25 protein-coding genes are annotated in these 24,554 nt (G+C 69.9%); 8 read left to right on the top strand and 17 right to left on the bottom strand.

Annotation, left to right across the window (positions count from 1 at the left end):
• The first annotated feature begins 11 nt into the window (after positions 1–11).
• The 4 genes from C8P69_RS08920 to C8P69_RS08905 all read left to right on the top strand — a co-directional run bounded on the left by C8P69_RS08920 (position 12) and on the right by C8P69_RS08905 (position 2,709).
• Positions 12–395: an RNA-binding S4 domain-containing protein gene (locus C8P69_RS08920; RefSeq protein ID WP_108176208.1), complete on the top strand. Its 384-nt coding sequence runs from the start codon at positions 12–14 to the stop codon at positions 393–395.
• 94 nt (positions 396–489) lie between these two features.
• The gene (gene metX / locus C8P69_RS08915; RefSeq protein ID WP_108176206.1) at positions 490–1,665 is read left to right on the top strand and encodes a homoserine O-acetyltransferase MetX; all 1,176 of its coding nucleotides are present in this window, start codon (positions 490–492) and stop codon (positions 1,663–1,665) included.
• Positions 1,666–1,679: 14 nt separating this feature from the next.
• Positions 1,680–2,303: a methionine biosynthesis protein MetW gene (metW, locus tag C8P69_RS08910; RefSeq protein ID WP_108176204.1), complete on the top strand. Its 624-nt coding sequence runs from the start codon at positions 1,680–1,682 to the stop codon at positions 2,301–2,303.
• A gap of 34 nt (positions 2,304–2,337) precedes the next feature.
• Positions 2,338–2,709, top strand: coding sequence for a DUF1304 domain-containing protein (locus tag C8P69_RS08905; RefSeq protein WP_108176202.1), 372 nt, complete (start codon positions 2,338–2,340; stop codon positions 2,707–2,709).
• A 19-nt stretch (positions 2,710–2,728) separates the two neighbouring features.
• On the opposite strand, the gene C8P69_RS08900 is transcribed toward C8P69_RS08905, so the two are convergent.
• The 13 genes from C8P69_RS08900 to C8P69_RS08840 form a co-directional block, all read right to left on the bottom strand.
• Positions 2,729–3,607, bottom strand: a complete 879-nt coding sequence (locus tag C8P69_RS08900; RefSeq protein WP_245901944.1) for a Bug family tripartite tricarboxylate transporter substrate binding protein — start codon at positions 3,605–3,607, stop codon at positions 2,729–2,731.
• Positions 3,608–3,837: 230 nt separating this feature from the next.
• Positions 3,838–6,522, bottom strand: a complete 2,685-nt coding sequence (locus tag C8P69_RS08895) for a nitrate reductase (RefSeq protein WP_108176200.1) — start codon at positions 6,520–6,522, stop codon at positions 3,838–3,840.
• 1 nt (position 6,523) lies between these two features.
• Positions 6,524–7,732 (bottom strand): NAD(P)/FAD-dependent oxidoreductase, encoded by a 1,209-nt coding sequence (locus C8P69_RS08890; protein ID WP_108176198.1) that lies wholly within the window; start codon positions 7,730–7,732, stop codon positions 6,524–6,526.
• Positions 7,733–7,740: 8 nt separating this feature from the next.
• Complete coding sequence (locus C8P69_RS08885) at positions 7,741–8,541, bottom strand: ABC transporter ATP-binding protein (RefSeq protein ID WP_108176196.1); 801 nt, start codon at positions 8,539–8,541, stop codon at positions 7,741–7,743.
• A 10-nt stretch (positions 8,542–8,551) separates the two neighbouring features.
• Positions 8,552–9,460 carry a nitrate ABC transporter permease gene (gene ntrB / locus C8P69_RS08880; protein ID WP_108176194.1) on the bottom strand — a complete coding sequence of 303 codons (909 nt, stop codon included), beginning with the start codon at positions 9,458–9,460 and terminating at the stop codon, positions 8,552–8,554.
• Between the two features lie 93 nt (positions 9,461–9,553).
• Positions 9,554–10,879: a CmpA/NrtA family ABC transporter substrate-binding protein gene (locus C8P69_RS08875; RefSeq protein WP_108176192.1), complete on the bottom strand. Its 1,326-nt coding sequence runs from the start codon at positions 10,877–10,879 to the stop codon at positions 9,554–9,556.
• Positions 10,880–11,268: 389 nt separating this feature from the next.
• Entirely contained in the window at positions 11,269–12,429 is a 1,161-nt protein-coding gene (locus C8P69_RS08870) for a CmpA/NrtA family ABC transporter substrate-binding protein (RefSeq protein WP_108176190.1), read from the bottom strand.
• A complete protein-coding gene (locus C8P69_RS08865; protein ID WP_420541472.1) occupies positions 12,426–13,016 on the bottom strand; it encodes an ANTAR domain-containing response regulator in 591 nt (196 codons plus the stop codon). The genes C8P69_RS08870 and C8P69_RS08865 overlap by 4 nt, the downstream gene beginning before the upstream one ends.
• Before the next feature lie 70 nt (positions 13,017–13,086).
• Positions 13,087–13,839 carry an SDR family NAD(P)-dependent oxidoreductase gene (locus C8P69_RS08860; RefSeq protein ID WP_108176186.1) on the bottom strand — a complete coding sequence of 251 codons (753 nt, stop codon included), beginning with the start codon at positions 13,837–13,839 and terminating at the stop codon, positions 13,087–13,089.
• Positions 13,840–13,875: 36 nt separating this feature from the next.
• On the bottom strand, positions 13,876–14,649 hold the full coding sequence (tam, locus tag C8P69_RS08855) for a trans-aconitate 2-methyltransferase (RefSeq protein ID WP_108176184.1): 774 nt from the start codon (positions 14,647–14,649) through the stop codon (positions 13,876–13,878).
• Between the two features lie 73 nt (positions 14,650–14,722).
• Positions 14,723–15,832, bottom strand: coding sequence for a CobW family GTP-binding protein (locus C8P69_RS08850; protein WP_108176182.1), 1,110 nt, complete (start codon positions 15,830–15,832; stop codon positions 14,723–14,725).
• On the bottom strand, positions 15,822–16,730 hold the full coding sequence (locus C8P69_RS23820; protein WP_170118183.1) for an EamA family transporter: 909 nt from the start codon (positions 16,728–16,730) through the stop codon (positions 15,822–15,824). The genes C8P69_RS08850 and C8P69_RS23820 overlap by 11 nt, the downstream gene beginning before the upstream one ends.
• Entirely contained in the window at positions 16,727–18,190 is a 1,464-nt protein-coding gene (locus C8P69_RS08840) for a D-alanyl-D-alanine carboxypeptidase family protein (protein WP_245901943.1), read from the bottom strand. Before C8P69_RS08840 ends, C8P69_RS23820 begins: the two co-directional genes overlap by 4 nt.
• A 261-nt stretch (positions 18,191–18,451) precedes the next feature.
• On the opposite strand from C8P69_RS08840, the gene C8P69_RS08835 reads away from it, so the two are divergent.
• A complete protein-coding gene (locus C8P69_RS08835; RefSeq protein ID WP_108176178.1) occupies positions 18,452–19,618 on the top strand; it encodes an acetyl-CoA acetyltransferase in 1,167 nt (388 codons plus the stop codon).
• A gap of 127 nt (positions 19,619–19,745) precedes the next feature.
• Positions 19,746–20,813, top strand: coding sequence for an alpha/beta fold hydrolase (locus tag C8P69_RS08830; protein ID WP_108176555.1), 1,068 nt, complete (start codon positions 19,746–19,748; stop codon positions 20,811–20,813).
• 4 nt (positions 20,814–20,817) lie between these two features.
• Here C8P69_RS08830 and C8P69_RS08825 read toward each other — a convergent pair whose 3' ends face one another.
• Positions 20,818–21,900, bottom strand: coding sequence for a P1 family peptidase (locus C8P69_RS08825; protein ID WP_108176176.1), 1,083 nt, complete (start codon positions 21,898–21,900; stop codon positions 20,818–20,820).
• A 119-nt stretch (positions 21,901–22,019) separates the two neighbouring features.
• On the opposite strand from C8P69_RS08825, the gene C8P69_RS08820 reads away from it, so the two are divergent.
• A complete protein-coding gene (locus C8P69_RS08820; RefSeq protein ID WP_108176174.1) occupies positions 22,020–22,247 on the top strand; it encodes an antitoxin MazE family protein in 228 nt (75 codons plus the stop codon).
• Positions 22,244–22,600, top strand: a complete 357-nt coding sequence (locus C8P69_RS08815; RefSeq protein ID WP_108176172.1) for a type II toxin-antitoxin system PemK/MazF family toxin — start codon at positions 22,244–22,246, stop codon at positions 22,598–22,600. Before C8P69_RS08820 ends, C8P69_RS08815 begins: the two co-directional genes overlap by 4 nt.
• 7 nt (positions 22,601–22,607) lie before the next feature.
• Here the strand turns inward: C8P69_RS08815 and mog are convergent, their stop codons facing one another.
• From mog to C8P69_RS08800, 3 genes are read right to left on the bottom strand one after another with little or no spacing between them, the layout of a single operon-like run.
• A complete protein-coding gene (mog, locus tag C8P69_RS08810) occupies positions 22,608–23,147 on the bottom strand; it encodes a molybdopterin adenylyltransferase (RefSeq protein ID WP_108176170.1) in 540 nt (179 codons plus the stop codon).
• 31 nt (positions 23,148–23,178) lie between these two features.
• Positions 23,179–23,745: a GNAT family N-acetyltransferase gene (locus C8P69_RS08805; RefSeq protein ID WP_170118182.1), complete on the bottom strand. Its 567-nt coding sequence runs from the start codon at positions 23,743–23,745 to the stop codon at positions 23,179–23,181.
• A gap of 55 nt (positions 23,746–23,800) precedes the next feature.
• Positions 23,801–24,448, bottom strand: coding sequence for a GNAT family N-acetyltransferase (locus C8P69_RS08800; protein ID WP_108176166.1), 648 nt, complete (start codon positions 24,446–24,448; stop codon positions 23,801–23,803).
• Between the last annotated feature and the right edge of the window lie 106 nt (positions 24,449–24,554).

Raw genomic sequence — 24,554 nt, 5'->3', positions numbered from 1 at the left:
ACGGAGCGCCATTGAGCGAGACGGGCCGGCTGAGGATCGACAAGTGGCTGTGGTTCGCCCGGGTCGTGAAGACCCGCAGCGCCGCCGCGGCCCTCTGCGAGGACGGTTCGGTCCGGCTCAACGGCGCCCGCGTCGACCAGGCCCACAAGCCGGTGAAGGTCGGTGATGTCCTCACCGTCGCCTTGCACGGCCGGGTGAAGGTGCTGAAGGTGCTCGACCTCGCGGAGCGGCGGGGCCCGTACAGCGACGCGCAGCACCTCTACGAGGACCTCTCGCCCGAGCCGCCGCGCTTCGATCCGCCTTCGCCCGTCGCCGAGCGCGACGCGGGAAGCGGCCGCCCGACCAAGGCGGACCGGCGCAGCCTCGACCGGCTGCGATGGGGCGAGGAGGACTGATGCGTCGGTATTTCCGCTTGCCAGACCGCGGCGTTCGGAATAACGAACAAAGCGATTGTCCTGCGAAACGCCTTCCTCCGGACCGTTCTCTTCCATGGCCCGCGCCCGACGCATCCCCGACGATCTCGCCCGCCAGCAGGCCGACCAGCCGGCCGGTGAGGTCGCGCATTTCGGCGCCGATGAGCCGCTGGTGCTCGATGCCGGCATCAGCCTTGCGCCGTTCCAGATCGCCTATCGCACCTACGGCACGCTGAACGCCGAGCGGTCCAACGCGATCCTCGTCTGCCACGCGCTGACCGGCGACCAGCACGTCGCGAGCCAGAACCCGGTCACCGGCAAGTCCGGCTGGTGGGACATCATGATCGGTCCGGGCAAGCCGATCGACACGGACCGCTATTTCGTCATCTGCACCAATGTGCTCGGCGGCTGCATGGGCACGACGGGGCCGGCCTCCACCGATCCTGCGACCGGCCAGCCCTATGGCCTCTCCCTGCCGCTCATCACCATCCCCGACATGGTGCGTGCCCAGGCCATGCTGGTGAAGCGGCTGGGCATCGACACGCTGTTCAGCGTCGTCGGCGGCTCCATGGGCGGCATGCAGGTGCTGCAATGGGCGGCGCAGTATCGCGACGCTGTCTTCTCGGCCATGCCGATCGCCACCGCGGCGCGCCATTCGGCGCAGAACATCGCCTTCCACGAGGTCGGGCGCCAGGCGATCATGGCCGACCCGGAATGGCGCGGCGGGCGCTATCTCGCGGAGGGAACGCGTCCCTCGGCGGGTCTCGCCGTCGCCCGCATGGCCGCCCACATCACCTATCTCTCCGACGCCGCGCTGCACCGCAAGTTCGGCCGGCGCTTCCAGGACCGCGACGCGCCGACCTTCTCCTTCGATGCGGATTTCCAGGTCGAAAGCTATCTGCGCTACCAGGGCGAGGCCTTCGTCGAGCGCTTCGACGCCAATTCCTATCTCTATGTGACGCGGGCGATGGACTATTTCGACATCGCGGCGGATCACGGCGGCTCGCTCGCCCGCGCCTTTGCCGGCACGAGGACGCGCTTCTGCGTCGTCTCCTTCACCTCGGACTGGCTGTTCCCGACGGCGGATTCCCGGCAGGTGGTCCATGCGCTGAACGCGGCCGGCGCCTCGGTCTCCTTCGCCGAGATCACTTCCGACAAGGGCCACGACGCCTTCCTGCTCGACGAGCCGGAGCTCTTCGCCATCACCCGTGGCTTCCTCGACTCCGCCGCCCGTGCCAGGGGGATCGCGTGACCTCTGACCGCACCATGGCTGCCGTGCCCGGGCCGATCCGGGCCGACTATCTCGTCGTCTCCCGTCTCATCGAACCGGGCTCGCGCGTCCTCGACGTCGGCTGCGGCGACGGCGCGCTGCTGAAGCTGCTGCGCGACGAGAAGGGCGTGGACGGCCGGGGCATCGAATTGTCGCGCGAGGGCGTGAACCGCTGCGTGGCGGAGGGCCTAGCGGTCATCCAGGGCGATGCCGACACGGACCTCGCCTTCTATCCCGACAATGCCTTCGACGTGGTGATCCTGTCGCAGACGATCCAGGCGACCCGCGCCCCGCGCGTGGTGCTGGAACACATGCTGCGCATCGGCCGGCAGGCCATCGTCTCCTTCCCGAATTTCGGCCACTGGCGCCTGCGCTACCAACTGGTGACGCGCGGGCGGATGCCGACCTCGGAGAACCTGCCGTACCACTGGTACGACACGCCCAACATCCACTTCTGCACCATCCGCGATTTCGTCGATCTCGTGCGCGACATCGATGCGGCCATCGACCATTCTACCGCGCTCGATGCTTCCGGCCGCCAGGTGCGGGTGAACGCCCCCTGGTGGTTCTGGAACCTGTTCGGCGAGCAGGCGGTGTTCAAGCTTTCCCGCGGCGGCTGACGGCCGCGCATTTCAGGACGAAAGGCCCCTTTTCATGTCCCTCATTGCCAAGCTTCTCGTCGCCCTGGTCGCCGCCATCCACGTCTTCATCCTGGTGGTGGAGATGTTCCTGTGGAACACGCCGTTCGGCCATCGCTCCTTCAACCTGACGCCGGACTTCGCCGCGCAGACGGTGGTTCTGGCGGCGAACCAGGGCCTCTACAACGGCTTCCTCGCCGCCGGCCTCATCTGGAGCCTCATCGCGCCGAAGCACCTCGCCTTCGCGCTCAAGGTCTTCTTCCTCGGCTGCGTCTTCGTCGCCGGGCTCTATGGCGCGGCGACGGCCAAGACCTCGATCCTCTTCGTCCAGGCGCTGCCGGCCGCGCTGGCGCTCGGCGCCGTGTTCCTCAGCCGCGAGCGCGCCTGAGGAACCCCGGGCCGCAGGATCACTGCGGCTCGATGCGGGCCTCGCGGACGATGCGCTGGTAGCGCTCGCGCTCGGAGCGGGCGAAGGCGGTGAAGACATCGGGCGTGTTGGGAGCGGCCACCGCGCCGATCTCCTTGAGCTTCGCCACCACGTCGGGCCGCGAATAGATCTCCTTCACGTCGGCGGCGATCTGGTCGACGATCGCCCGCGGCACGCCGGCGGGCGCGAAGAGGCCGTGCCAGGTGCCGATGTCGAAGTCGGGGAAGGTCTCGGCAATGGCCGGTACGTCGGGGGCGGTTGGGCTGCGCTCCTTCGAGGTCACGGCGATGGCGCGCACCGTGCCGCCCTGGGCCTGCGGCCAGGCGAAGGTGATGTTGTCGAAGGCGAGGTGGATGTGCCCGCCGACCAGCGCGTTCATGATCTCGTTGGACGAGCGGAATGGGATGTGGGTCATCGGCGCGCCGATGAGGTTCGAGATGATCTCGGCGGGGATGTGGTTCGAGGCGCCGATCCCTGAGGAGCCGTAGTTCAGCTTGCCCGGATTGGCCTTCGCATAGGCCACGAACTCCGAGAAGGTCCGCGCCGGGATGCTGTTCGAGACGACCAGCATGTTCGGCAGCGTGGCGAAGAGGCTGATGGGCTGGAAGTCGCGGTCGGAATCGTAGGCCAGCTGCTTGTAGACATAGGGCGCGATGGCGTGGGTGCTCGCCGTGCCGACGAAGAGCGTGTAGCCGTCCTTCGGGGCGCGCGCCGCGGCGCCGGCGCCGACCGTGCCACCCGCGCCCGCGCGGTTCTCGACCACGAAGGCGGTCCCGTATTTCTGCTGCATCGCCTGGGTGAAGATGCGGGCGAAGAGGTCCGTCGTGCCGCCGGCCGTGAAGGGCACGATGACCGTCACCTGGCGCTGCGGCCAGGCGGGCTGCGGTGCTGACGGGGTCTGGGCGGTCGCGGACGCGAGGCCAAGGGTGATGGCGCCGGCGAGAGCCAGCAGCAGCGTCTTTATGGGTGTCCTCCCGGCATCGTTGAACCCGCGGGGGCGGGCGTGCCTTGGGAGGAAGTGTGGCCGGGGCAAAGCGGCAGGACAACCGCGAATCTGCAGCGCCCCGCTATGCGACCGGAGCGAGGGCCTCACGCGGAGACGAGCCTGGCACCCTCGACCAGGACGCGCCGGATCTCCGAGCGGCAGGAGCCGCAATTGGTGCCGGCGCGGGTCGCCTTGCCGACGGCGTCGACGTCCCCGGCGCCGGCGGCAATCGCCTCCTTCACCGCATTGAGGCCGACGGAGAAGCAGGCGCAGACGGTGGGGCCGGGATCGGGCAGGCCGTCGGGCGAGCGGCCGGCGAGCAGCGCCTTGCGGCTGGTGGCGTCGAGCCTGTCGCGGGCGAAGAGGCCCGCCACGACCGGATAGGCGATCCGCGCGCCGGGGCCGAGGAAGCAAACCGCCTCAAGCGCGTCGCCGCGGAAGGCGGCGGCCCGGTAGAGGCCGCGGGCAGGGTCGCTGACCTCGGTGACCGTGACGCCGTCGCCGGCGAGGCGGCGGATGAAGGCCGGGCCGTCGATGGCTTCCGGCGCGGCGAAGAGCAGGGCCTCGCCCCCCTCCACCGTGACGCGGGTCCAGAGCAGGCCGGCCTCGGCAGCGGGCCGCGACCGCGCCAGGACGAAGCCCTCGGTCGCGACAGGAACAGGGGCGAGCGAGGCCGCCGTGGCCTTGAGCTCGGGCTGTCCCGAGAAGGGGTCGGTCGCGGCCTGGACCAGCGCGCCGACACGGGCGGCGGCGGTGGTCTCGCCGGTCCAGTGGATGGGCGCGAAGATCTCGCCGCGGCGCTGGCCAGGATCGATGGCGAGACGCAGCACCGCGGTCCCGTGGGCGGTCGCGACACGCGCCATGGCGCCATCGGCGAGGCCCGCCGCGGCGGCATCCTCGGGGTGGATGGCCAGCGTCGGCTCCGGTGCGTGGCGGCCCAGCGTCGGCGCTTTGCCGGTGCGGGTCATGGTGTGCCACTGGTCGCGGGTGCGTCCGGTGTTGAGAAGGAAGGGCCGGTTAGCATCCGGGAGGTCCTTCAGCGCCGGCGGGGCGACCGCCACCAGCCGCGCGCGGCCATCGGCCGTGTAGAAGCCGCCGGCGGCGAAGAAGCGCTTGAGGCCGCGGTCGGTATGGTTGCGCACCGGCCACTGGACGGGCGCAAGGTCCTCGTACTGGGCCTCGCTGAGGCAGGCGAGGCCGCCAATGTCGAAATCCCGCGTGCCGCGGTTCTCGAAGCTCGACAGGGCGGCATGCTCGCGGAACACCGAGGCGACATTCGGCCAGGCGAAGCCTTCGGCGAAACCGAGGCGCTTGGCCACCTCGGCGATGATCCACCAGTCGGGCCTCGCCTCGCCGGGGAGGGGCAGGAACGGCCGCTGGCGGGAGATGCGCCGCTCGGAATTGGTGACCGTCCCGTCCTTCTCGCCCCAGGCGGCGGCGGGCAGCAGGATATGGGCACCGGACTGGATCGTGTCGTTGGAGAGCACATTGTCCGAGACGACGAGCAGGTCGAGGCCGCCGAGGGCGGCGCGGACCGCATCGGCGCGGGGCATGGAGGCCGCCGGGTTGGTGCCCATGACCCACATCGCGCGAATGGTGCCCGCGGCCACCGCATCGAACATCTGCACCGCCTTCAGGCCCTCGCGCTCGGCCATGCGCGGCGCGCCCCAGAAGCGGCGGACGCGGTCCACCTCGGTGCCCGAGAAGCCCATATGGGCGGCGAGCATGTTGGCGAGGCCGCCGACCTCGCGGCCGCCCATGGCGTTGGGCTGGCCGGTCAGCGAGAAGGGCCCCATGCCCTGCCGGCCGATGCGGCCGGTGGCGAGGTGGCAGTTGAGGATGGCAGAGACCTTGTCCGTGCCTTGCGCCGACTGGTTCACGCCCTGGCTGTAGAGCGTCACCGTCCGCGCCGTTTCGGTGAACCAGGCGAAGAAGGTCGCGACATCCCCGGGCGTCAGGCCCGTGGCGGCGGCTGTCGCGGCGAGGGTCGGGGCGATCTCGCGGGCGCGGACGAGGGCCTCGTCGAAACCCGTCGTATGGGCCGCGAGATAGAGGCTGTCGCAGGCGCCGGCTTCCGCGAGATGCACGAGAAGTCCGGCGAAGAGCGTTGTGTCGGCCCCCGGCTGGATCTGCAGGACGAGGTCGGCATCGGCCGCGGTCGCGGTCCGGCGCGGATCGATGACGACGATGCGGGCGCCGCGTTCGCGCTGGGCCGCCACCATGCGCTGCCAGAGGATGGGGTGGCACCAGGCGGCATTGGAGCCGACGAGGACCAGAAGGTCCGCCTCGTCGAGGTCCTCATAGGCGCCGGGCACGGTGTCGGAGCCGAAGGCGCGGCGGTGGCCGGCGACCGAGGAGGCCATGCAGAGCCGCGAATTGGTGTCGACATTGGCCGTGCCGACAAAGCCCTTCATCAGCTTGTTGGCGGCGTAATAGTCCTCGGTGAGGAGCTGGCCGGAGAGATAGAAGGCGGTGGCGTCCGGCCCCGCGGTGTCGATGGCTCGCCGGAAGCCCTCCGCCACGGCGTCGAGGGCGGTTTCCCAGGAGACCCGCTCGAGCGCACCGGAGCGCGCGCGCATCATCGGGTGCAGGAGGCGATCGTCGAGGGAGAGCGTCTCGCCGAGCGTCGAGCCTTTCACGCAGAGCTTGCCGCGGTTGGCTGGATGGCCGGGATCGCCAGCGATGGTGACGCGGCCGTCGCCGCCTGCCCCGGCGATGACGCCGCAGCCCACGCCGCAATAGGGGCAGGTGGTGGCGACCGGCTTCGGCTGGGGCTCGTGAACGGTCATGTCAGGCGGCCTCGGCGAGGGCAGGACCGAAGATCACGGCGTCGCGCAGGCGGTCGAGGGGACGGCCGGAGCGGATCAGGTCGAGATACCAGGGCGCATCGGCGGTCTCGCCGAAGAGGATGGCGCCCGCCAGCGCGCCGTCCCGCAGCACCAGCTTGCGATAGGTGGCAAGGCCCGGATCGCGCCAGATGACGATCTCGTCGCCCGCGGCCCCCAGGAAATCGCCGGCCGAGAAGACCGGCACGCCGGAGACCTTGAGATTGGTGGCGAGCACCGTGCCCTCATAGGCAGCGGGGCGGCCCGCGAGGTGGCGGGCAAGGGTTGCGGCCTGGGCATAGGCGGGCTCGACCAGGCCGTAGCAGGTGCCGCGATGCTCGGCGCATTCGCCGATGGCATGGATAGCGGCGTCGGAGGTCGTCATCCGGTCGTCGACGATCACGCCGCGGCCGATGGCAAGGCCCGCCTCGCGGGCCAGCGTCCCATTGGGGCGGATGCCGACGGCGGAGACGACGATGTCGCAGGGCAGCACGCGGCCATCAGTGAGCCGCACGGCCTCGACGCAGCTCTCGCCCTCGACAGCGGCGGTATCGGCGCCGAGCAGCACGGTGATGCCGCGGGTCTCCAGCGCCGCCTTGAGAAGGCTGGCGGCCTCCGCGTCGAGCTGGCGCTCCATCAGCCGGTCCATCAGGTGGACGAGGGTCACCCGCGTGCCGGTGGCGGCAAGGCCCCAGGCCGCCTCGATGCCGAGGAGGCCGCCGCCGATCACCACGGCGCGGGTGGCCGGCCCGGCGGCCGACAGCATGGCATCGACATCGCCGTGGTCGCGGAAGGCGACGACACCCGGCAGGTCCATGCCGGGCTTGGGCAGGCGGATGGGATCGGAGCCGGTGGCGAGGACGAGCTTGGCATAGGGCAGGCGCGCACCGTCCTCCAGCACGACCTCGTGGTGGTCGCGGTCGATGGCGACGGCGCGCCGGCCGTAGACGAGGGTGACGCCCTGCGCCTCCCACCAGGAGCGGGGCTTCAGCTCCGTCTCCGCGCCGGTCATCTCGCCGGCGAGCACCGAGGAGAGCAGGACGCGGTTATAGGCGAGGTGCGGCTCGGCCCCCACCACCAGCACGGCGTAGCGCCCGAGGGCCTGGCGGCCGAGCTCCTCCACGAGCCGCGCCGCGGCCATGCCGTTGCCGATGATGACGAGCGGCTCGGACATGGCGCCCGTCAGGCCGCTTCGACGAAGGCGTGGCGCTCGTAGAGGAACTTCAGCACCGCCTCGCGCGCCTTGATGTAGGTGGGATTGGCCACCAGCTCGAGGCGCTTGCGCGGCCGCGGCAAGGTCACGTCGAGGATCTCGCCGATCGTCGCCGAGGGGCCGTTCGTCATCATGATGATCCGGTCGGAGAGGAGCACAGCCTCGTCGACGTCGTGGGTGATCATGATCATGGTGTTCTTCAGCGTCGCGTGGATCTGCATGACCGAGTCCTGCAGATGGGCGCGGGTCAGCGCGTCGAGGGCGCCGAAGGGCTCGTCCAGCAGCAGGATCTTCGGCTCCATGGAGAGCGCCCGGGCGATGCCGACGCGCTGCTTCATGCCGCCGGAGATTTCGCCGGGGCGGCGGTCCTTGGCATGGGCCATGTGCACGAGGTCGAGCTTGTGCATGGTCCATTCATGGCGCTCGGCGCGCGATTTCTGGCCGGAGAAGACCTTGTCCACGGCCATGCGGACATTGTCGTAGACGGTGAGCCAGGGCAGCAGCGAGTGGTTCTGGAAGACCACGGCGCGCTCGGGGCCCGGCGCGTTGACCTCCTTGTTCTCGAGCAGCACGCCGCCCGAGGTCACCGGCGTCAGGCCGGCGATGATGTTGAGGAGCGTGGACTTGCCGCAGCCGGAATGGCCGATGATCGAGACGAACTCACCCTTGTCGATGCCGACATTGATGTTCGAGAGCACGTTGTTGGACGTGCCGCCGCGGGTGAAGGTCTTCTCGACACCCTCGATGAGGAGATAGGGAACCTGCTTCATCGGTCGATCCTCAGTTGGCAGCCGTGCCGCGGGTGACGATGGTCGCGAGCCCCGCAATCAGCCGGTCGAGGATGAAGCCGACGGAGCCGATATAGACGAGCGCGATGATGATGTCGGAGAGCTTGGAGGAGTTCCACGCGTCCCAGATGAAGAAGCCGATGCCGACGCCGCCGGTGAGCATTTCCGCCGCGACGATGGCGAGCCAGGCGAGGCCGACGCCGATGCGAAGGCCAGTGAAGATGTAGGGGGCCGCCGAGGGCAGCATGATCTTCCAGAAGAACTCGATCTGGTTGAGGCGCAGCACCGCCGCGACGTTGCGATAGTCCTGCGGGATGTTGCGGATGCCGACCGAGGTGTTGATGAGGATCGGCCAGATCGCGGTGATGAAGATGACGAAGATCGCGCTCGGATTGGCGTCGCGGAAGGCGGCGAGCGAGATCGGCAGCCAGGCGAGCGGCGGCACGGTGCGCAGCACCTGGAAGATCGGGTCGAGGCCGCGCATGGCCCAGGTGGACTGGCCGACGATGGTGCCCACCGCGATGCCGACGATGGCGGCGAGGCCATAGCCGATGGCGACCCGCTGCAGCGAGGTCAGCACGCGCCAGCCCAGCCCGATGTCCTGGCTGCCATTGACGAAGAACGGGTCGAGGATGAGGTCGCTGGCGTCGCGCCAGACCTGGCTCGGCGAGGGCAGGGTGGCGCCGGGTCGGGCGCAGAGGATCTCCCAGACGAGGAGGATCAGCGCCAGGGTGAGGAGCGGCGGGATCACGGCGGTGGCAACGGCCACGGCGCGGGTCTTCAGCCAGTCGAGGCCGGCGCTCTTGGGTTTCGGCGTCAGGGCGATGACCTCGGCTTTCGGGGCCGGCGCGGGAGCGACCGGTTCTGCGGTGTCGACGGCTCTCAATGCGGGTCGGGACATCGGCTCTCTCGCGGGGCGGGGAGGGGAGGCGGCCGCCCGGGCGGGCGGCCGATGCATGGGCAGGGGATGCGGCAGGTCAGCGCCTGCCGGGCATCAGACCTGGGCGCGCTTGATCTTCAGGCCGCGCAGATAGGCCTGCGGATCGGCCGGATCGAACTTCACACCGTCGAAGAAGGTCTCGACGCCGCGCGAGTCGGAGGTCGGCACCCCCGACACGCCGAGGGTCTTCGCCGCCTGCAGCCAAAGATCCGAGCGGTTGGTGCGATCGACCAGCGCCTTGATGTCGGTGGTCGGCTCGAACTTGCCCCAGCGGATGTTCTCGGTGACGAACCAGGTGTCGAGGCTCTTCCAGGGATAGGAGACGGCGCCGCCCTCGCCCCAGAACTTCATGCGCAGCGGCGAGTCGGCGACGGTGCGGCCGTGGCCGTAGTTGATGTTGCCCTTGAGGCGGCCGTTGATGTCGTTGACGGGGACGTTGAACCACTGACGGCGGCTGACGATCTGCGCCAGCTCCTCCTTGTTCTCCATCTTCTCGCACCACTGCTGCGCCTCCATCACCGCCATCAGGATGGCCTGCGTGGCGCGGGGATTGGCGTCGACCCAGTCGGCGCGCATGCCGAGGATCTTCTCGGGATGCTTGAACCAGAACTCGCCGGTGGTGATGGCGGTGTAGCCGATGGACTGGTTGACGAGCTGCTCGTTCCACGGCTCGCCGACGCAGAAGCAGTCCATGTTGCCGACCTTCATGTTCGCCACCATCTGCGGCGGCGGCACGACGATAACCTTGATGTCGGTGTCGGGGTCGATGCCGCCGGCAGCGAGCCAGTAGCGGATCCACAGGTCGTGGGTGCCGCCCGGGAAGGTCATGGCGGCGGTGAGCTCCTTGCCCTGCGCCTTCTTGCGCTCGAAGGCGGCCTTCAGCGGCGAGGAATCCTTCTGGATGTTGAGGTCCTTGTACTCGTTGGAGACCGAGATGGCCTGGCCGTCCTCGTTGAGGTTGAGGAGCGTGTACATCGGCAGTGGCTGGCTGTTCTGCATCACCTTGCCGGTGGAGTAGAGATGCGTCTTCGGCCTGAGGATGTGGCCGCCGTCGATGCCGTTGGCCTTGGTGCCGAGGGCCATGTTGTCGCGCGTCGCGCCCCAGGAGGCCTGGCGGGCGATGTCCATGTCGGGCACGCCGTGCTTGGCGTAGAAGCCCTTCTCCTTGGCGATGATGAGCGGGGCGGCATCCGTCAGCGCGATATAGCCGAGCTTGGTGCCCTTCACCTCGGGACCGGCCCCTTGCGCGAAGGCGCCGGCCGGCAGCGCGGCCTTGGCGGCGGCGAAGAGGGCGGCGGTCGCGGCGGTGTCGCGCAGGAACCTCCGCCGCGAGGTGGCGAGGGAAGCATCCGCGGCGGTCGTCGTCGAAGTCTTGCTCATGCTCGGATCCCGGTTCGGCGCCTCGCGGCGCGGGTGGAGGTCGGAGCCGGTCGCATCGGGCGCCCGGCGGGCTGCACGGTCCCGGCGGGCCGGGAATAAAAAACCGCCGACAAAGGTCCGGGTGCGGCCTGCCCTGGCTGAAGCGGGCTGCTCATCGGACGTTTGTCAGCGGCGTTGCTGAGCGGCCCATCGGTGGGCCTGGCGCCGCCTCACGGCTGCGCTTTCAGGGCAGAAGTATTCAAGCCTCGTGCCAAGTGCCTCTTGGTGGCCTCGGTGCCGGAATCGCTGGCTTCAGCGGGAGGGGTACGGCCCGCCCTGCGGCCTGCGGCGACCGAATCGACGCCATTTGTCTGGCGTGCTGCCACAGGATTGTGCAGTGCACATGCGCGTCAGGCGCGCAGCTTCGGCAGCCCGCGTTCGTCGAAGCGGGCGAGATAGCCGGCGAGATCGGCCGGGTCGAAGGCCGGCTCGAGGATGCTGCCGATGGGGTCGGCCTCGGCCGGCGGCAGCAGGCCGGGCATGGCTGCGTCATAGATATCGGTGCGGATCAGGCTCGCGATCCGCCGCGGGATCGTGGGGTCGAACCGCGTCTGTCCCCAGCGCACCATCTGGGCGTAGAGCCAGGCATAGCGGCCGGCATCGGGGCGCACCGTTCCCGGCACGTCGTAGCGGATGAAGTCGGGCACCGACCGCGTCGGCCCGCCGGGCGTGAAGACCAGCCGCCCCTCGATGGTCCTGAGCACCAGCGGCGCCGAGACGCCGAGATAATGCGGCGCGGAGAGCATGGCCGCGAGTTCGAGCGCATTGGCGGGGTCGGCGCACCAGGCCGCCCCCTCGGCGGTGGCGGCGACGATGGCGCGCAGCGTGTCGGGGTCGCCGCCGGCGAGGGTATCGCCGATGGCCAGCGTCTTCTCCGGGATGCGGGCGAAGAGGGCGGAGCTGGGGGTGAGGATATGGCCGGCGCCCCGGTCCACCGCGACGGAGTTCCAGGGCGAGCCGACGCAGAAGCCGTCGATCAGGCCCTTTTCCAGCGAGCCCGCCATGAGCGGCGGCGGGATGACCACGAGCTGCACGTCGCGGTCGGGATCGATGCCGCCGGCGGCGAAATAGGCGCGCAGGATGTAGTTGTGGGTGGAGTAGGGGAAGGTGGCGGCGAAGACCGGCGGGCTCAGTCCGGCCTCGGAGCGCCGCTTGATGGCCGCCGCGAAGAGCGGCAGGGCGGCGACCGGGTCCTCGGGCAGCGCGCCACCGAGCTCACGCACGAAGGCGGCGGAGAGGGTGATGGCATTGCCGTTGAGGGCGAGCGTCGCCGGGGCGATCAGCGGCACCGTGACATGGCCGATGCCCAGCGCGCTGGCGATGGCCAGCGGGGTGAGCATGTGGGCGGCGTCGAACAGGCCGACGGAGAGCTTGTCGCGGATGTTAGCCCAGGAGACCTCGCGGACGAGATCGAAGGCGAGGCCCTCCTCGTCGGCGAAACCGCGCTCGTGCGCCGCGATCAGCGGCGCCGCGTCGGTGAGGGGAATGAAGCCGATGGTGATCCGTTTCATCCCAGCATCTCCAGACCGGTGACCACCGCCTGCGCGATCTCTCCCAGCTTCTTTTTCTCGTTCATCGCCCGCTTGCGCAGCTGGGCATAGGCCTCCTCTTCGGAGATGCCCTTGTGCTTCATCAGGAGGCCCTTGGCGCGTTCGACGACCTTTCGCTCCTCCAGCGCCGACTTCGCCTGGTCGAGCTCGTTCTGGAGCCGCGCGAAGGCCTGGAAGCGGGCGACGCACATGTCGAGGATCGCCTTGACCCGCTCCTTCTTCAGGCCGTCCACCACATAGGCCGAGACGCCGGCCTCGATGGCCTTGTTGATCATGCCGGTATCGGACTGGTCGACGAACATGGCGACCGGCCGCTTCACCAGCCGCGACACTTGGAACAGCTGCTCAAGGACGTCGCGGGAGGGGTTTTCGAGGTCGATGACCACGACATCCGGGTCAGTGGCGTAGAGCCGGGCGAGAAGGTTGGTCATCTCGCCGATATGGACGATGCGGGAATAGCCGGCGTCGCGCAGGCCCTCCTCGATGATCGCCGCGCGCGAGCGGCTTTCGTCGACGATGGCGATGGTGAGGCTCAGATCTTGGGGGATCGTATCCGGCATGATGTCCGTCGAGGGTGCACCGCACACGTCCCGGCTGCAAGCCCGCCGAGGCTGGCCGTCAGTAGACCGCGCGGCCGCCCGAAATGTCGAAGACGGCGCCGGTGGAGAAGGCGCAGTCCTCCGAGGACAGCCAGGCGATCATCGCCGCGGCCTCGTCGACCTGCAGGAAGCGGCTCATCGGGATCTTCGACAGCATGAAGTCGATATGCTCCTGCTTCATCTGGTCGAAGATCGCGGTGCGCGCCGCCGCCGGGGTGATGCAGTTCACAAGGATGCCGGAGGTCGCGAGTTCCTTTCCCAGCGACTTGGTGAGGCCGATCAGGCCCGCCTTCGATGCCGAATAGTGCGAGGCATTGGGGTTGCCGTCCTTGCCGGCGATGGAGGCGATGTTGACGATGCGGCCATAGCCCTTGGCCAGCATGACCGGCACGATTGACCGGCAGGTGAGGAACGGCCCGACCAGGTTCACGTCGACGACCCGGCGCCAGACCTCGGGCGAGAGCTCCCAGGTCTTGCCGTTGCCGCCGGTGATGCCGGCATTGTTGACGAGGATGTCGATGCCGCCATGGGCGGCCACGGTGGCATCGGTCGCCGCCTGGACCGAGGCCTCGTCGGTCAGCTCGACGACGTGGGTGCTGACCTTGGCGCCGGCGCCAAGGGTGCCGGCGGCCTCCTTCAGCCGCGCAGCGTCGATGTCCCAGAGCGCCACGGCGGCGCCTGAGTCCAGCATGCGCCGGGCAGCGGCATAGCCGATGCCGCGGGCGCCGCCGGTGATGACGGCGGTGCGGCCGGCGAGATCAATGCGGTTCATGGGTCGTGTCCTCGGTGGTTCTTGTCGTTGGTGTCGTCAGCGCGTGGCGACCATGAAGAGGCGGGGAAAGGCGAGCAGCACCTTTCCCTCGGGGTCGACGGGATAGTGGGGCGCGATGCGGGCGCGATAGGCGGCGAGATAGGCCTCGCGCTCCTCCGGCTGGAGGGCGGCGAGGAAGGGGCGGAGCCCCGAGCCCTTGAACCACTCGACGATGCCGTCGAGGCCATCCAGCGGGTGATGGTAGACGGTGCGCCAGACATCGACGCGCTGGGCGTGGGGCTTGAGCAGCCGGTAGTACCAGGCCGCGCTGCCGAGGGCGGTGCGGGTGCCCGCCGCTTCGCCGAGCCGGCCGGCCCAGGGGCCCTCTGCTGCCGCCTCGCGCATGGCGACATGGCTCGGCTCGTCGAGATTGTCGGGCATCTGGAGGGCGAGGCTGCCGCCGTCGGGCAGGAGGCTCACCAGCCGCGGCAGGATCGTCTCGTGGCCCGGCACCCACTGGAAGACGGCGTTGGAATAGAGAATGTCGACCGGCGCGGTCGGCTCCGGCCGCCAGGTCGTGAGGTCCGCCACCTCGAAGCTGATGCCGCGCAGGCGGGCGCGGGCATTGGTGATCATGTCGGGCGAGGAATCGAGGCCGAGGATCTCCGCCTTGGGGAAGGCCTCCAGCAGCAGTTCGGTGGTGTTGCCGGGCCCGCAGCCAAGGTCGACGACCCGCCGCGGCTCACGGGTCGGAACGGCGGCGAGGAGGTCGCGGGCGGGGCGCGTCCGTTCGCTCTCGAACTTCACATATTGCTTGGCCGACCAGTCCATGCACGCCTCCCGCGAGGCGCAGTCGATCACCGGTCGCAGCGCCTCGCAAGGCCGCGAGGGGTGGCCCCCTCCATCACAGGCGCATGCCGGGAATGGCGAGGGGATTGTCGGTCAGCGCCGTCCGGTCGGCCTGGTCGGGACGGGCGATGCCGAGGAAGGCGTCGTGCAGGGCGCGGATGACAGCGGGGTCCATGTCCTTGAGGATGAAGACGATGCGGGTGCGGGCATCGCCGTCCGGCCAGGAATCCAGCACGGTGGTGGGGTGGAAGAGGTGCTGGGCGCCGTGCACCACCACCGGCCGGTCCGGGAATTCGGCGATCTTCACCACGCCCTTCACGCGCAGGAGATGCGGCCCGTGGGCGCCGCGCAGGAGCTCCAGGAACATGTCGAAGGCGGCCGAGCCCATGGCCTGGTCGCTCGTCAGGACGAAGGCGCGGATGCCGTCGTCATGGCCGTGGGGGGCTGAATCGGCGCTGGTCAGCGCCTCCTCGTTCAGCCAGCGGGCGACGTCGGGGATCTTGGTGACGGGATTGGTGAGGCCTGCGGCCAGCACCGCCTCGGTGGTCGCCTCGCCCTTCGACGCATCGAGGCGGCGGGCGGCGGGGGCGAGCGCTGCGAGCCGCTCCAGCAGCGCGAGATAGGCCGGACGGCGGGCCTCGTCGACGAGATCGGTCTTGGTGATGACGATGCGGTCGGCCACCGCCGCCTGCCGCACGGCTCCCGGCTGGGCGTCGAGGGTGGCAAGGCCGTTCACCGCGTCGACCACGGTCACCACCGCATCGAGCTTGTAGCGCAGAGCCAGATAGGGATGGGCCATCAGCGTGTGCAGGACGGGGATCGGGTCGGCGAGGCCGGTGGTCTCGATGACCACCCGGGCGAAGGGCTCGACGCGGCCGTTGTCGACGGCGCGCAGCAAGTCCTCCAGCGCCGCGACGAGGTCGCCGCGCACCGTGCAGCAGACACAGCCCGAGGACAGCATGACGATGCCCTCCTCGACGGTGCGGACGAGCAGATGGTCGAGGCCGACCTCGCCGAACTCGTTGATCAGCACCGCCGTGTCGGCCAGCGCCGGATCGGCGAGCAGGCGGTTCAGCAGCGTCGTCTTGCCGGCGCCGAGGAAACCGGTGAGCACGGTCACCGGCACGGGCGGGCGCGGACGGCGGGGAGCGGGTTCAGCGGCCATCGGCAGGCACCGGCGCGGGTTGTGGCTCGCGCCTCAGTTCCGCCAGCGAGGAGGCGATGAGGGCGGCGAGCACGAGGAGGCTGCCGATCATCTGGGCATGGGAGAGCGTTTCGCCAAGGATGAGGCCGGCGAAGAGGATGGCGACGACCGGTTCCAGGCAGAAGATGAGGCCGACCATGGCGGCCGGCGCACGGCGCGCCGCCACCATCTGCAGGGCGAAGCCGGCGAGATAGCCGGCCACCGTCAGGGCGCTGGGGAGCCAGGCCTGGGCGATGGCGCCCCAGCCGATGCCGCCGAGGAGCAGGGCGGCCGCGCCCGAGATCGGCATGATGACGATATGCGACCAGAACATCATGGCCTGCGGGCCGACATGCCGTCCGGATCGCGAGGCCATGAAGAACTGCCAGGCCGCCAGCGTGCTGGCGAGGGCCGCCAGCAGGATGCCGCGCGGGTCGATGTCGCCGAGCTTCGGGCCGATGGCGATGGCAAGGCCGGTGAAGGCCAGGGCAAAGACGCCGAAGCGGTGGAGGGTGAAGCGCCCTCCGTCAACGAAGGGGCTGGCGAGAAGGATCAGCAGCGGGAAGGTGTAGAAGATGATCGCCGCGACGCCGATCGGCACGAAGGAGACGGCGAAGAAATAGGCGAGGCCGACGCCCGCGGAGGCGATGCCGAGGCCGAGGATCGCCGGCCGTCCCGCCGCCGGCAGGCGCAGCGCGCCGCGGCTGATCGCGGTGACCACGGCCACCGCGCCGAGCATCAGGAAGACCCGCAGGAAGACGAGGTCGGCGGCCGAGACGCCCTGCTGCGTCGCCATGCGCGCATAGACGATGTTGATGCCATAGGCGGTCGCCGAGGCGAGGGCCGCCGCGATGCCGATGCCGACGGAACTGCGGATCACGGCTGGGCAGGCCGCTGCGGACGCTGGACCGGGCGGGGGGTCTGGCGGTTGGCGTTGGGCGTCCGGTTTTGGGCGCTGCGGTTCTGGCGCGCGGCCGGTGCAGCGCGCTGGGCGGGCCGCGCCGGTGCCGCGGCGGGCCGTTCGGGCGGCAGGGCGCCGTTGAGCATCATCGGAGTGCCGGCCGGCGCGATCGCGCCATGGCGGACGGGGGCGACGCCTGCCGCGACGGGCGGCGAGGGCGTGACGATGACCGTCGTCTGGCCCGAGGTCGCGGGAATCGTGACCGGTCGGTTGCCGGTGGAGGCGAGCGCTGTAGCGGCCGGGGTTGCCACCGGCGCGCGGCCGCCGATGAAGACGGGCACCGGGTCCATGCTGGGGCGATAGGGGCCGAGCAGCGAGACGACGGCGCCGGGCATGGCGGCAAGGGCGGTCTGGCGGGTGCCGGGGCGGGCCGTCCGGGCCTGCTGCTGGGCCATCATCTGGGCATAGGAGAGATTGCCGGGGTCGGTGGTCTGGGCCGCGGCGACCGGCTCGGCGTCGAGCTCCTCGCCCGCCTCGATATAGACGGGGCCGCGCGGGCCGCGGCGGCGGCAGGTCTGGTCGCGGATGTCGGGCGGGCCGGACGAGAGGTCATTGGCGATGCCGTCGAGGCCGACACCCGAACCGCCGGAGACGAAATGGCGCTCGAACAGGCCGGCCGCCGTCTCCGCCCGGCCGCGCGCCGAGGTCGCGCCGAGCACGACGACGATGAGCTGGCGGCCGCCGCGGGTGGCGGTGGCGACGACGTTGAAGCCGGAGGCGCAGGTGAAACCGGTCTTGAACCCGTCGGCGCCCTGGTAGCGGCCGATCAGGTGGTTCGGGTTGCGCATGATGCGATTGCCGTAGCGGATCGCCGGGATGCGCCAGAGCTGCGCATGCTCTGGGAATTCGCGCATCATGGCGCGGGCGAGCAGGGCCATGTCGCGGGCGGTGGTCTGCTGGCCCGCGCCGGGCAGGCCGTTGGGATTGATGAAGCGGGTGCCGCTCATGCCGAGCCGCTGCGCCTCGGCGTTCATCATGCCGGCAAAGGCCTCGACCGAGCCGCCGACGCCCTCGGCGATGGCGACCGAGACGTCATTGGCCGACTTGACCATGATCATCTTGAGGGCGTTGTCGAGGGTGACCACGGTGCCCGGCCGGAAGCCCATCTTGGACGGCGCCTGGCGGAAGGCGCGCTGCGAGACGACGAGGCCGGTGTCGAGCGAGACGCGGCCCGCGCGCACCTGGCGGAGGGCCACATAGGTGGTCATCATCTTGGTGAGCGAGGCCGGCAGCCAGGGCGTGCCGCCGCGGTCGGATTGCAGCACCTGGCCGGAGGCCATATCGACGACGATGGTCGGCCCGACCTGCTGGGCCTTGGCCGGGGAGAAGCCGGCGATGAGGGCGAGCGCACCGGCGAGGACGGGGATGTGAATCCGCAATGGCTTCGGCCTTCTGCGACGGGCGGCGCAACCGCCCCTGTTTAGCCGCTTCGCGCGGCTTTCGCCAAGGGAGAAGCGGGACGGATCAGGGCCCTTCTGAAACGGGACGAACGCGGCCAAAGCGTGACAACGATCGTCGCCCCGCGCGGCTTCGCGCCAGCCATGCGCCGGACGGAGGATGGCGCGGGTGATGTCCGGCCCCTATTGTGTAACGACACGACGCCCTTCTTCCGCTCCGCTCCCCTCACGAGGATCGCCGCCATGACCGCCTGCATCGTCGGCTGGGCCCATACGCCCTTCGGCAAGCTCGAGACCGAGACCATCGAGAGCCTGATCATCCGTGTCGCCAACGAGGCGATGGACAATGCCGGCATCGGTCCGGATGAGGTGGACGAGATCCTGCTCGGCCATTTCAATGCGGGCTTCTCGCCCCAGGATTTCACCGCCTCGCTCGTGCTGCAGGCCGATCCGCGACTGCGCTTCAAGCCGGCGACCCGCGTGGAGAATGCCTGCGCCACCGGCTCGGCGGCCGTCCATCAGGCGGTACGCGCGGTGAAGGCGGGCGATGCCCGCGTCGTCCTCGTCGTCGGCGTCGAGCAGATGACCAAGACGCCGGGCCCGGAGATCGGCAAGAACCTGCTGCGCGCCTCCTACCTGCCGGAGGACGGCGACACGCCCGCGGGCTTCGCCGGCGTCTTCGGCAAGATCGCCCACAACTACTTCCAGCGCTGGGGCGACCAGTCCGATGCCCTCGCCATGATCGCGGCGAAGAACCACAAGAACGGCGTCGAGAACCCCTATGCGCAGATGCGCAAGGATTTCGGCTACGAGTTCTGCCGCACCGAGAGCGAGAAGAACCCCTTCGTTGCCGGCCCGCTGAAGCGGACGGACTGCTCGCTCGTCTCGGACGGCGCGGCCGCCCTCGTCATCACCGACACCGCCACGGCGCTCAAGATGAAGAAGGCAGTCGCCTTCCGCGGCCATGCCCATGTGCAGGACTTCCTGCCCATGTCGAAGCGCGACATCCTGAAGTTCGAAGGCTGCACCCAGGCCTGGGGCAAGGCGCTGGCGGATGCCGGCATTACTCTCTCGGATCTCTCCTTCGTCGAGACGCACGACTGCTTCACGGTGGCCGAGCTCATCGAATATGAGGCGATGGGCCTCGTGCCGGAGGGCCAGGGCGCCCGCGCCATCCTCGAGGGCTGGACCCAGAAGGACGGCAAGCTGCCGGTCAATCCTTCGGGCGGCCTCAAGGCCAAGGGCCATCCGATCGGCGCCACCGGCGTCTCCATGCACGTGCTTTCGTCCATGCAGCTCATGGGCGAGGCCGGCGGCATCCAGGTGCCGGGCGCCAAGCTCGCCGGAATCTTCAACATGGGCGGCGCGGCGGTGGCGAACTACGTCAGCGTGCTGGAACGCCTGCGCTGAAGGCGCTCCCGAACCGGTGAACGGCGGCGGGCTTGCCGCCGTTCCTGAGGGCGCGCCATAGTCCCTCCCAAGAGCTCCGGGCGGTTTCCCGCCGCACCGGGCCGATCCGGGAGGGACGACCATGCTCATGACGCGCCTCGCGCGGCTCATCGCCGCCTGTCTGCTGCTGCCGTTCCTGGCGGCGGCGGCCATCGCCGCCGACTACCCCGAGCCGAAGCGCGGCACCTATGTGGCCCGCGACTTCCGCTTCCACACCGGCGCGGTGCTGCCGGAGGTGAAGCTCAGCTACCTCACCATCGGCAACCCCTCCGGCGAACCCGTGCTCGTGCTGCACGGCACGGCGGGTTCGGCCGCGAGCATGGTCAATCCGGGCTTTGCCGGCGAGCTCTTCGGGCCGGGCCAGCCGCTGGATGCCACGAAGTATTTCATCATCATCCCCGACGCCATCGGCGCAGGGCAGTCGTCGAAGCCCTCCGACGGGATGCGCGCCGCCTTCCCGCGCTACAATTACGACGACATGGTCGCCGGCCATCACCGGCTGCTGACCGAGGGCCTCGGCATCCGCCGGGTGCGGCTGATCATCGGCAATTCCATGGGCGGGATGCATGCCTGGATCTGGGGCGTCACCCATCCCGACTTCATGGACGCGCTGGTGCCGATGGCCTCTCAGCCGACCGAGATGTCCAGCCGCAACTGGATGATGCGGCGGCTGATCATCGACAGCGTGCGCAACGATCCCGACTGGAACAACGGCAATTACACGACGCAGCCGAAGGCGCTGCGGGTCGCCAACGTCTTCTACGGCATCGCCACCAATGGCGGCACGCTCGCCTACCAGGAGATGGCGCCGACCCGCGAGGCCGCCGACAAGCTGCTGGACGGCCGTCTTGCTGCGCCCTTCACGGCCGATGCCAACGACTTCATGTACCAGTGGGATTCCTCGCGGGACTACAATCCCGCGCCGCGGCTCGACCGCATCCGGGCGCGGGTGCTCGCCATCAACTCGGCCGATGACGAGCGCAATCCGCCCGAGACAGGAATCATGGAGCGCGAGCTGAAGCGCATCCCCAATGCCCGGCTGCTGCTGATCCCGGCGAGCGCGCAGACGCGTGGCCACGGCACGACCGGCATGGCGCGGTTCTGGAAGACCGAGCTCGGGGAGTTCCTGGCGACGGTGCCTCGCCGGGGCTCGTGAGCCTTTAGCCGAACTCGCTGGCGCCCGGCACCGCCGGTACCCCCGGACCCGGCACGGCCTTCGCCGCCAGCACGGCTCGGATCACCGCCGCCGCCATGACCTGCGCGGCGATGGCGCCGAGCGCCATCATGTTGCCGGTGACGCCGCTCTTGCCCGTGGCGACGCAGAACAGCGTGTCGCCGTCCCACATGGTGTGGATGGGGTCGATGGTGCGGGCGAGGCCGTCATGGGCCTGCTGGGCGATCTTCTGCGCCTGCGCCTTGGTCAGCTGCGCGTCGGTCGCGACGATGCCGATGGTGGTCGCCATGCCGGCCTGGAGCGCGGGAGGCAGCTCGCCGCGCAGGATCGCCTGGGTGAGGCCGAGGCGGCGTCGGCCATCCTCGGTGCGGGTTCCGGCGATCACCTCGCCCGAGCGCGGATCGATGACGTCGCCGACCGCATTGACCGCCACCAGCGCGCCGACCGTCACCTTGCCGACCTTGACCGAGGCCGTGCCGATGCCGCCCTTCATGGCGCGGGCGAGGCCATAGGCCTTGCCGACCGTTGCGCCAGCGCCCGCACCGACCGAGCCCTCGGCGGGGGCTTCGGTCGTGGCGGCGGCGCAGGCCTTGTAGCCGGCCTCGGCATCCGGGCGGATGCGATGGTCGCCCATGCCGAGATCGAAGAGGATGGCGGCCGGCACGATGGGCACGCGCGCCGGTCCTGCGGGGAAGCCGATGCCTTTCTCCTCGAGGAAGCGCACCGCGCCGGTGGCAGCCTCAAGCCCGAAGGCGCTGCCGCCGGCCAGCATGATGGCATGGACGCGGTCGACGAGATTGGTGGGATTGAGGAGATCGGTCTCCCGCGTGCCCGGCGCTGCGCCGCGCACGTCGACGCCGGCCGTCGCCCCTTCCTCGGTGATCAGGACCGTGCAGCCGGTCGGGCGGCGCGTGTCGGTGAAGTGCCCGACCTTCACGCCGGCGACGTCGGTGATGGCCCCGCCGAGCGGGGCGGTGCGGGTGGCCTGCGCCTGGGCCGCGGCGGGTGTCGCCAGCGCCGACAGCGCCCCGAGGCCGAAGAGTGCTGCGGTTGCGTCGCGCCGGTCCATGATCGCCTCCGTTGTGCGTGTCGACGAAGGCTAGACCGGTCACCGGAGGAGGTGAAGCGCGCCATCAGGCTGGCAGGACGGCACCCGATGGGTTACATGTCACCAGCAGGGAGATCGTCATGGCGCCGAAGGCCCAAAGCGATGCGGGACGGGACAAGGTTCGCCGCCATCGCCTGTCCCTGCGCGAGCGCGGGCTTCGTCCCATCCAGATCTGGGTCCCGGATATGCGCTCCGCGGCGTTTGAACGGGAAGCCCGGCGCCAGTCGGCAGCCGTCGCCGCCAGTGTCGAGGCCGAAGCCGACCAGGCCTTCATCGATGCCATATCGGCTGGTGGGCCTGAGCCGTGAGACGCGGTGAGGTCTGGACCGTCGCCGGCGGTCAGGACTATGCGGGAAAGCCGCGGCCCGCCGTCATCATCCAGGATGATCATTTCGCGCAGACCGGGTCGGTCACGATCTGCGTGTTCACGACGGACACCACGGATGCCCCGCTGTTCCGGCTGGTGATTGAGCCGGATCCAACAAACGGGTTGCGCGCGGCGAGCCGCCTCATGGTCGACAAGGTCACGACCGTGCCGCGGAGCAAGCTGGGCGTTTGCATCGGGCGACTCGCCGATGACGACATCCTCCGGCTGAACCGCGCCTTGTTCGTCTTCCTCGGGCTCTCTCCGCCTGCCCGGCGAAGCGCCCGATCGCGCTAGGCGCGTCTCACGCCCCCTTCGGCCGGAAGGCCACGCAATGGGCGGGGTTCGTCTCCAGCCGCGGGCCCTCGATCAGGTCGATGCAATAGGGGATGGCGGGCATCACCGCGTCGAGGCACTCGCGGATCGACGAGGGCTTGCCCGGCAGGTTGACGATCAGCGACCGGCCGCGGATGCCAGCCGTCTGCCGCGACAGGATGGCGGTCGGCACGACCTTGAGGCTCACCTGGCGCATCAGCTCGCCGAAACCCGGCATCATCTTCTGGCAGACGGCTTCCGTGGCTTCGGGCGTGACGTCGCGGATCGCCGGGCCGGTGCCGCCGGTGGTGAGGATCAGCGGACAGTGCTCCTGGTCGGCGAGTTCGATCAGCGCCGCCTCGATCACCGCCTGCTCATCGGGGATGACGCGCGGCACGGCGTGCCAGGGGCTGGCGAGCAGGTCGGTCAGCGCCGCGACGATGCCGGGGCCGCCCTTGTCCTCGTAGAGGCCGCGGCTGGCGCGATCCGAGACGGTGACGACGCCGATGGGGATGGAGGTGCTGTTCATCCATCCTCCCTAGCGCCGGCGCACGGCATTCTCAATGCGACGCGGCGGCCTCGAAGGCCGCGCGCGCCAGGCTCATGTCCACATGGGGCACATCGGCGCCACGGGCGGCGCTGGTCTTCACGCTTTCGCCGGTGCGGCGGAAGCCAAGCTTTTCCTGCACCCTCAGCGAGGCCGGGTTGTCGGCGAAGGCTCCGGCGTCGAGTCGCTGGATCTCCGGATCACGGAAGGCGAGGGCGATCATGGCCCTCACCGCCTCGGTGGCGAATCCCTTGCCCCAGACGGATTTGCCGAACCACCAGCCGATGGTCGCCGCGGGGCCCTCGCGGGAAAAGCTGACCAGGCCGATGAGGGCGTGGGGCTCCTTCGCCCGCGCCACGGCGAGAGCGAGGGAATCGCCCGTGAGGTTCGAGGCGAGCACGTCGCCGATGAAGGCGGAAGCATGGGCCTCAGTATAGGGATGCGGGACGACAAGGAGCATCCGCGCGACGTCCCTGTCGCCGGCGAGGCGGGCGAGGCGCGGCACGTCGTCGAAGCTCGGCTGGCGCAGGACCAGCCGACGCGTCGTCAGCGGCACATGGGGCAGGAAAGGGCCGTTCAACCGGTCCTCCCGCGAACCCCGCCGGCCGTGCCGGCGGGGGGCTGCAGGACGAGGCTCACGCCAGGCAACCCGCAACGACCTTCGGCGCGGAGCGCCGCAGGATCGGGTCGCGCCAGGCCTTGAGGCTGGCCCAGAGCGTGCGGTCGAGGCGGAACTTGTCGACCGGCACCGAGCTCGCCAGCAGGCGCGAGCGGGTGAGGCCGGCGCCGACCCACTGGAAGCCGCAACGCTCGATGACGCGGCGCGAGGCCGGATTGACGACCCGGGCGCGGGCGGCCACCGCCTCGGCGGCGCGATCCGTGAACAGGTGATCGACGACGGCGCGGGCGGCCTCCGTCGCATAGCCGCGGCCCCAATGGGCGGTGCCGAGCCAGTAACCGATTTCGGGATCGCCTGTATCGGGCATCACGAAGCCCGTCGCACCGATGGGCGCGCCGTTGGCCTTGAGGGTGATGAGAAGGGGATGGTCCTGGGAGGTCCAGGCGTTGGCGATCCAGTTCTCCGCGTCTTTCGCCGCATAGGGATGCGGGAGATTGGCCGTCATCTCGGCAATCCGTCGGTCATTGGCCAGCGCCACGACCGCCGGGACGTCCTCGAAACGCGGCACACGGAGAACGAGCCGCTCCGTCTCGAGGACGGGCATACAGCTCTCGCGCAGATCGCCGCCGAGGCGGCCTTCCAGTTCGGTTTCCAGGGCAGTCATGGCAGGTTCCTTCCCTTGCCTGTCAGCGGGCCTGGAACCATTTCCAGGACCGAAGAAGAAAGGGGCGCCCGGCTGTCTCGCCTGGCGCCCCTCGATCTTCGATCCG

Source organism: Phreatobacter oligotrophus (assembly GCF_003046185.1).
In the GTDB taxonomy this organism is placed as follows: domain Bacteria; phylum Pseudomonadota; class Alphaproteobacteria; order Rhizobiales; family Phreatobacteraceae; genus Phreatobacter; species Phreatobacter oligotrophus.
The sequence above is the reverse complement of the archived record's forward strand: the minus strand, read 5'-3'. Positions and strand labels throughout refer to the sequence as shown.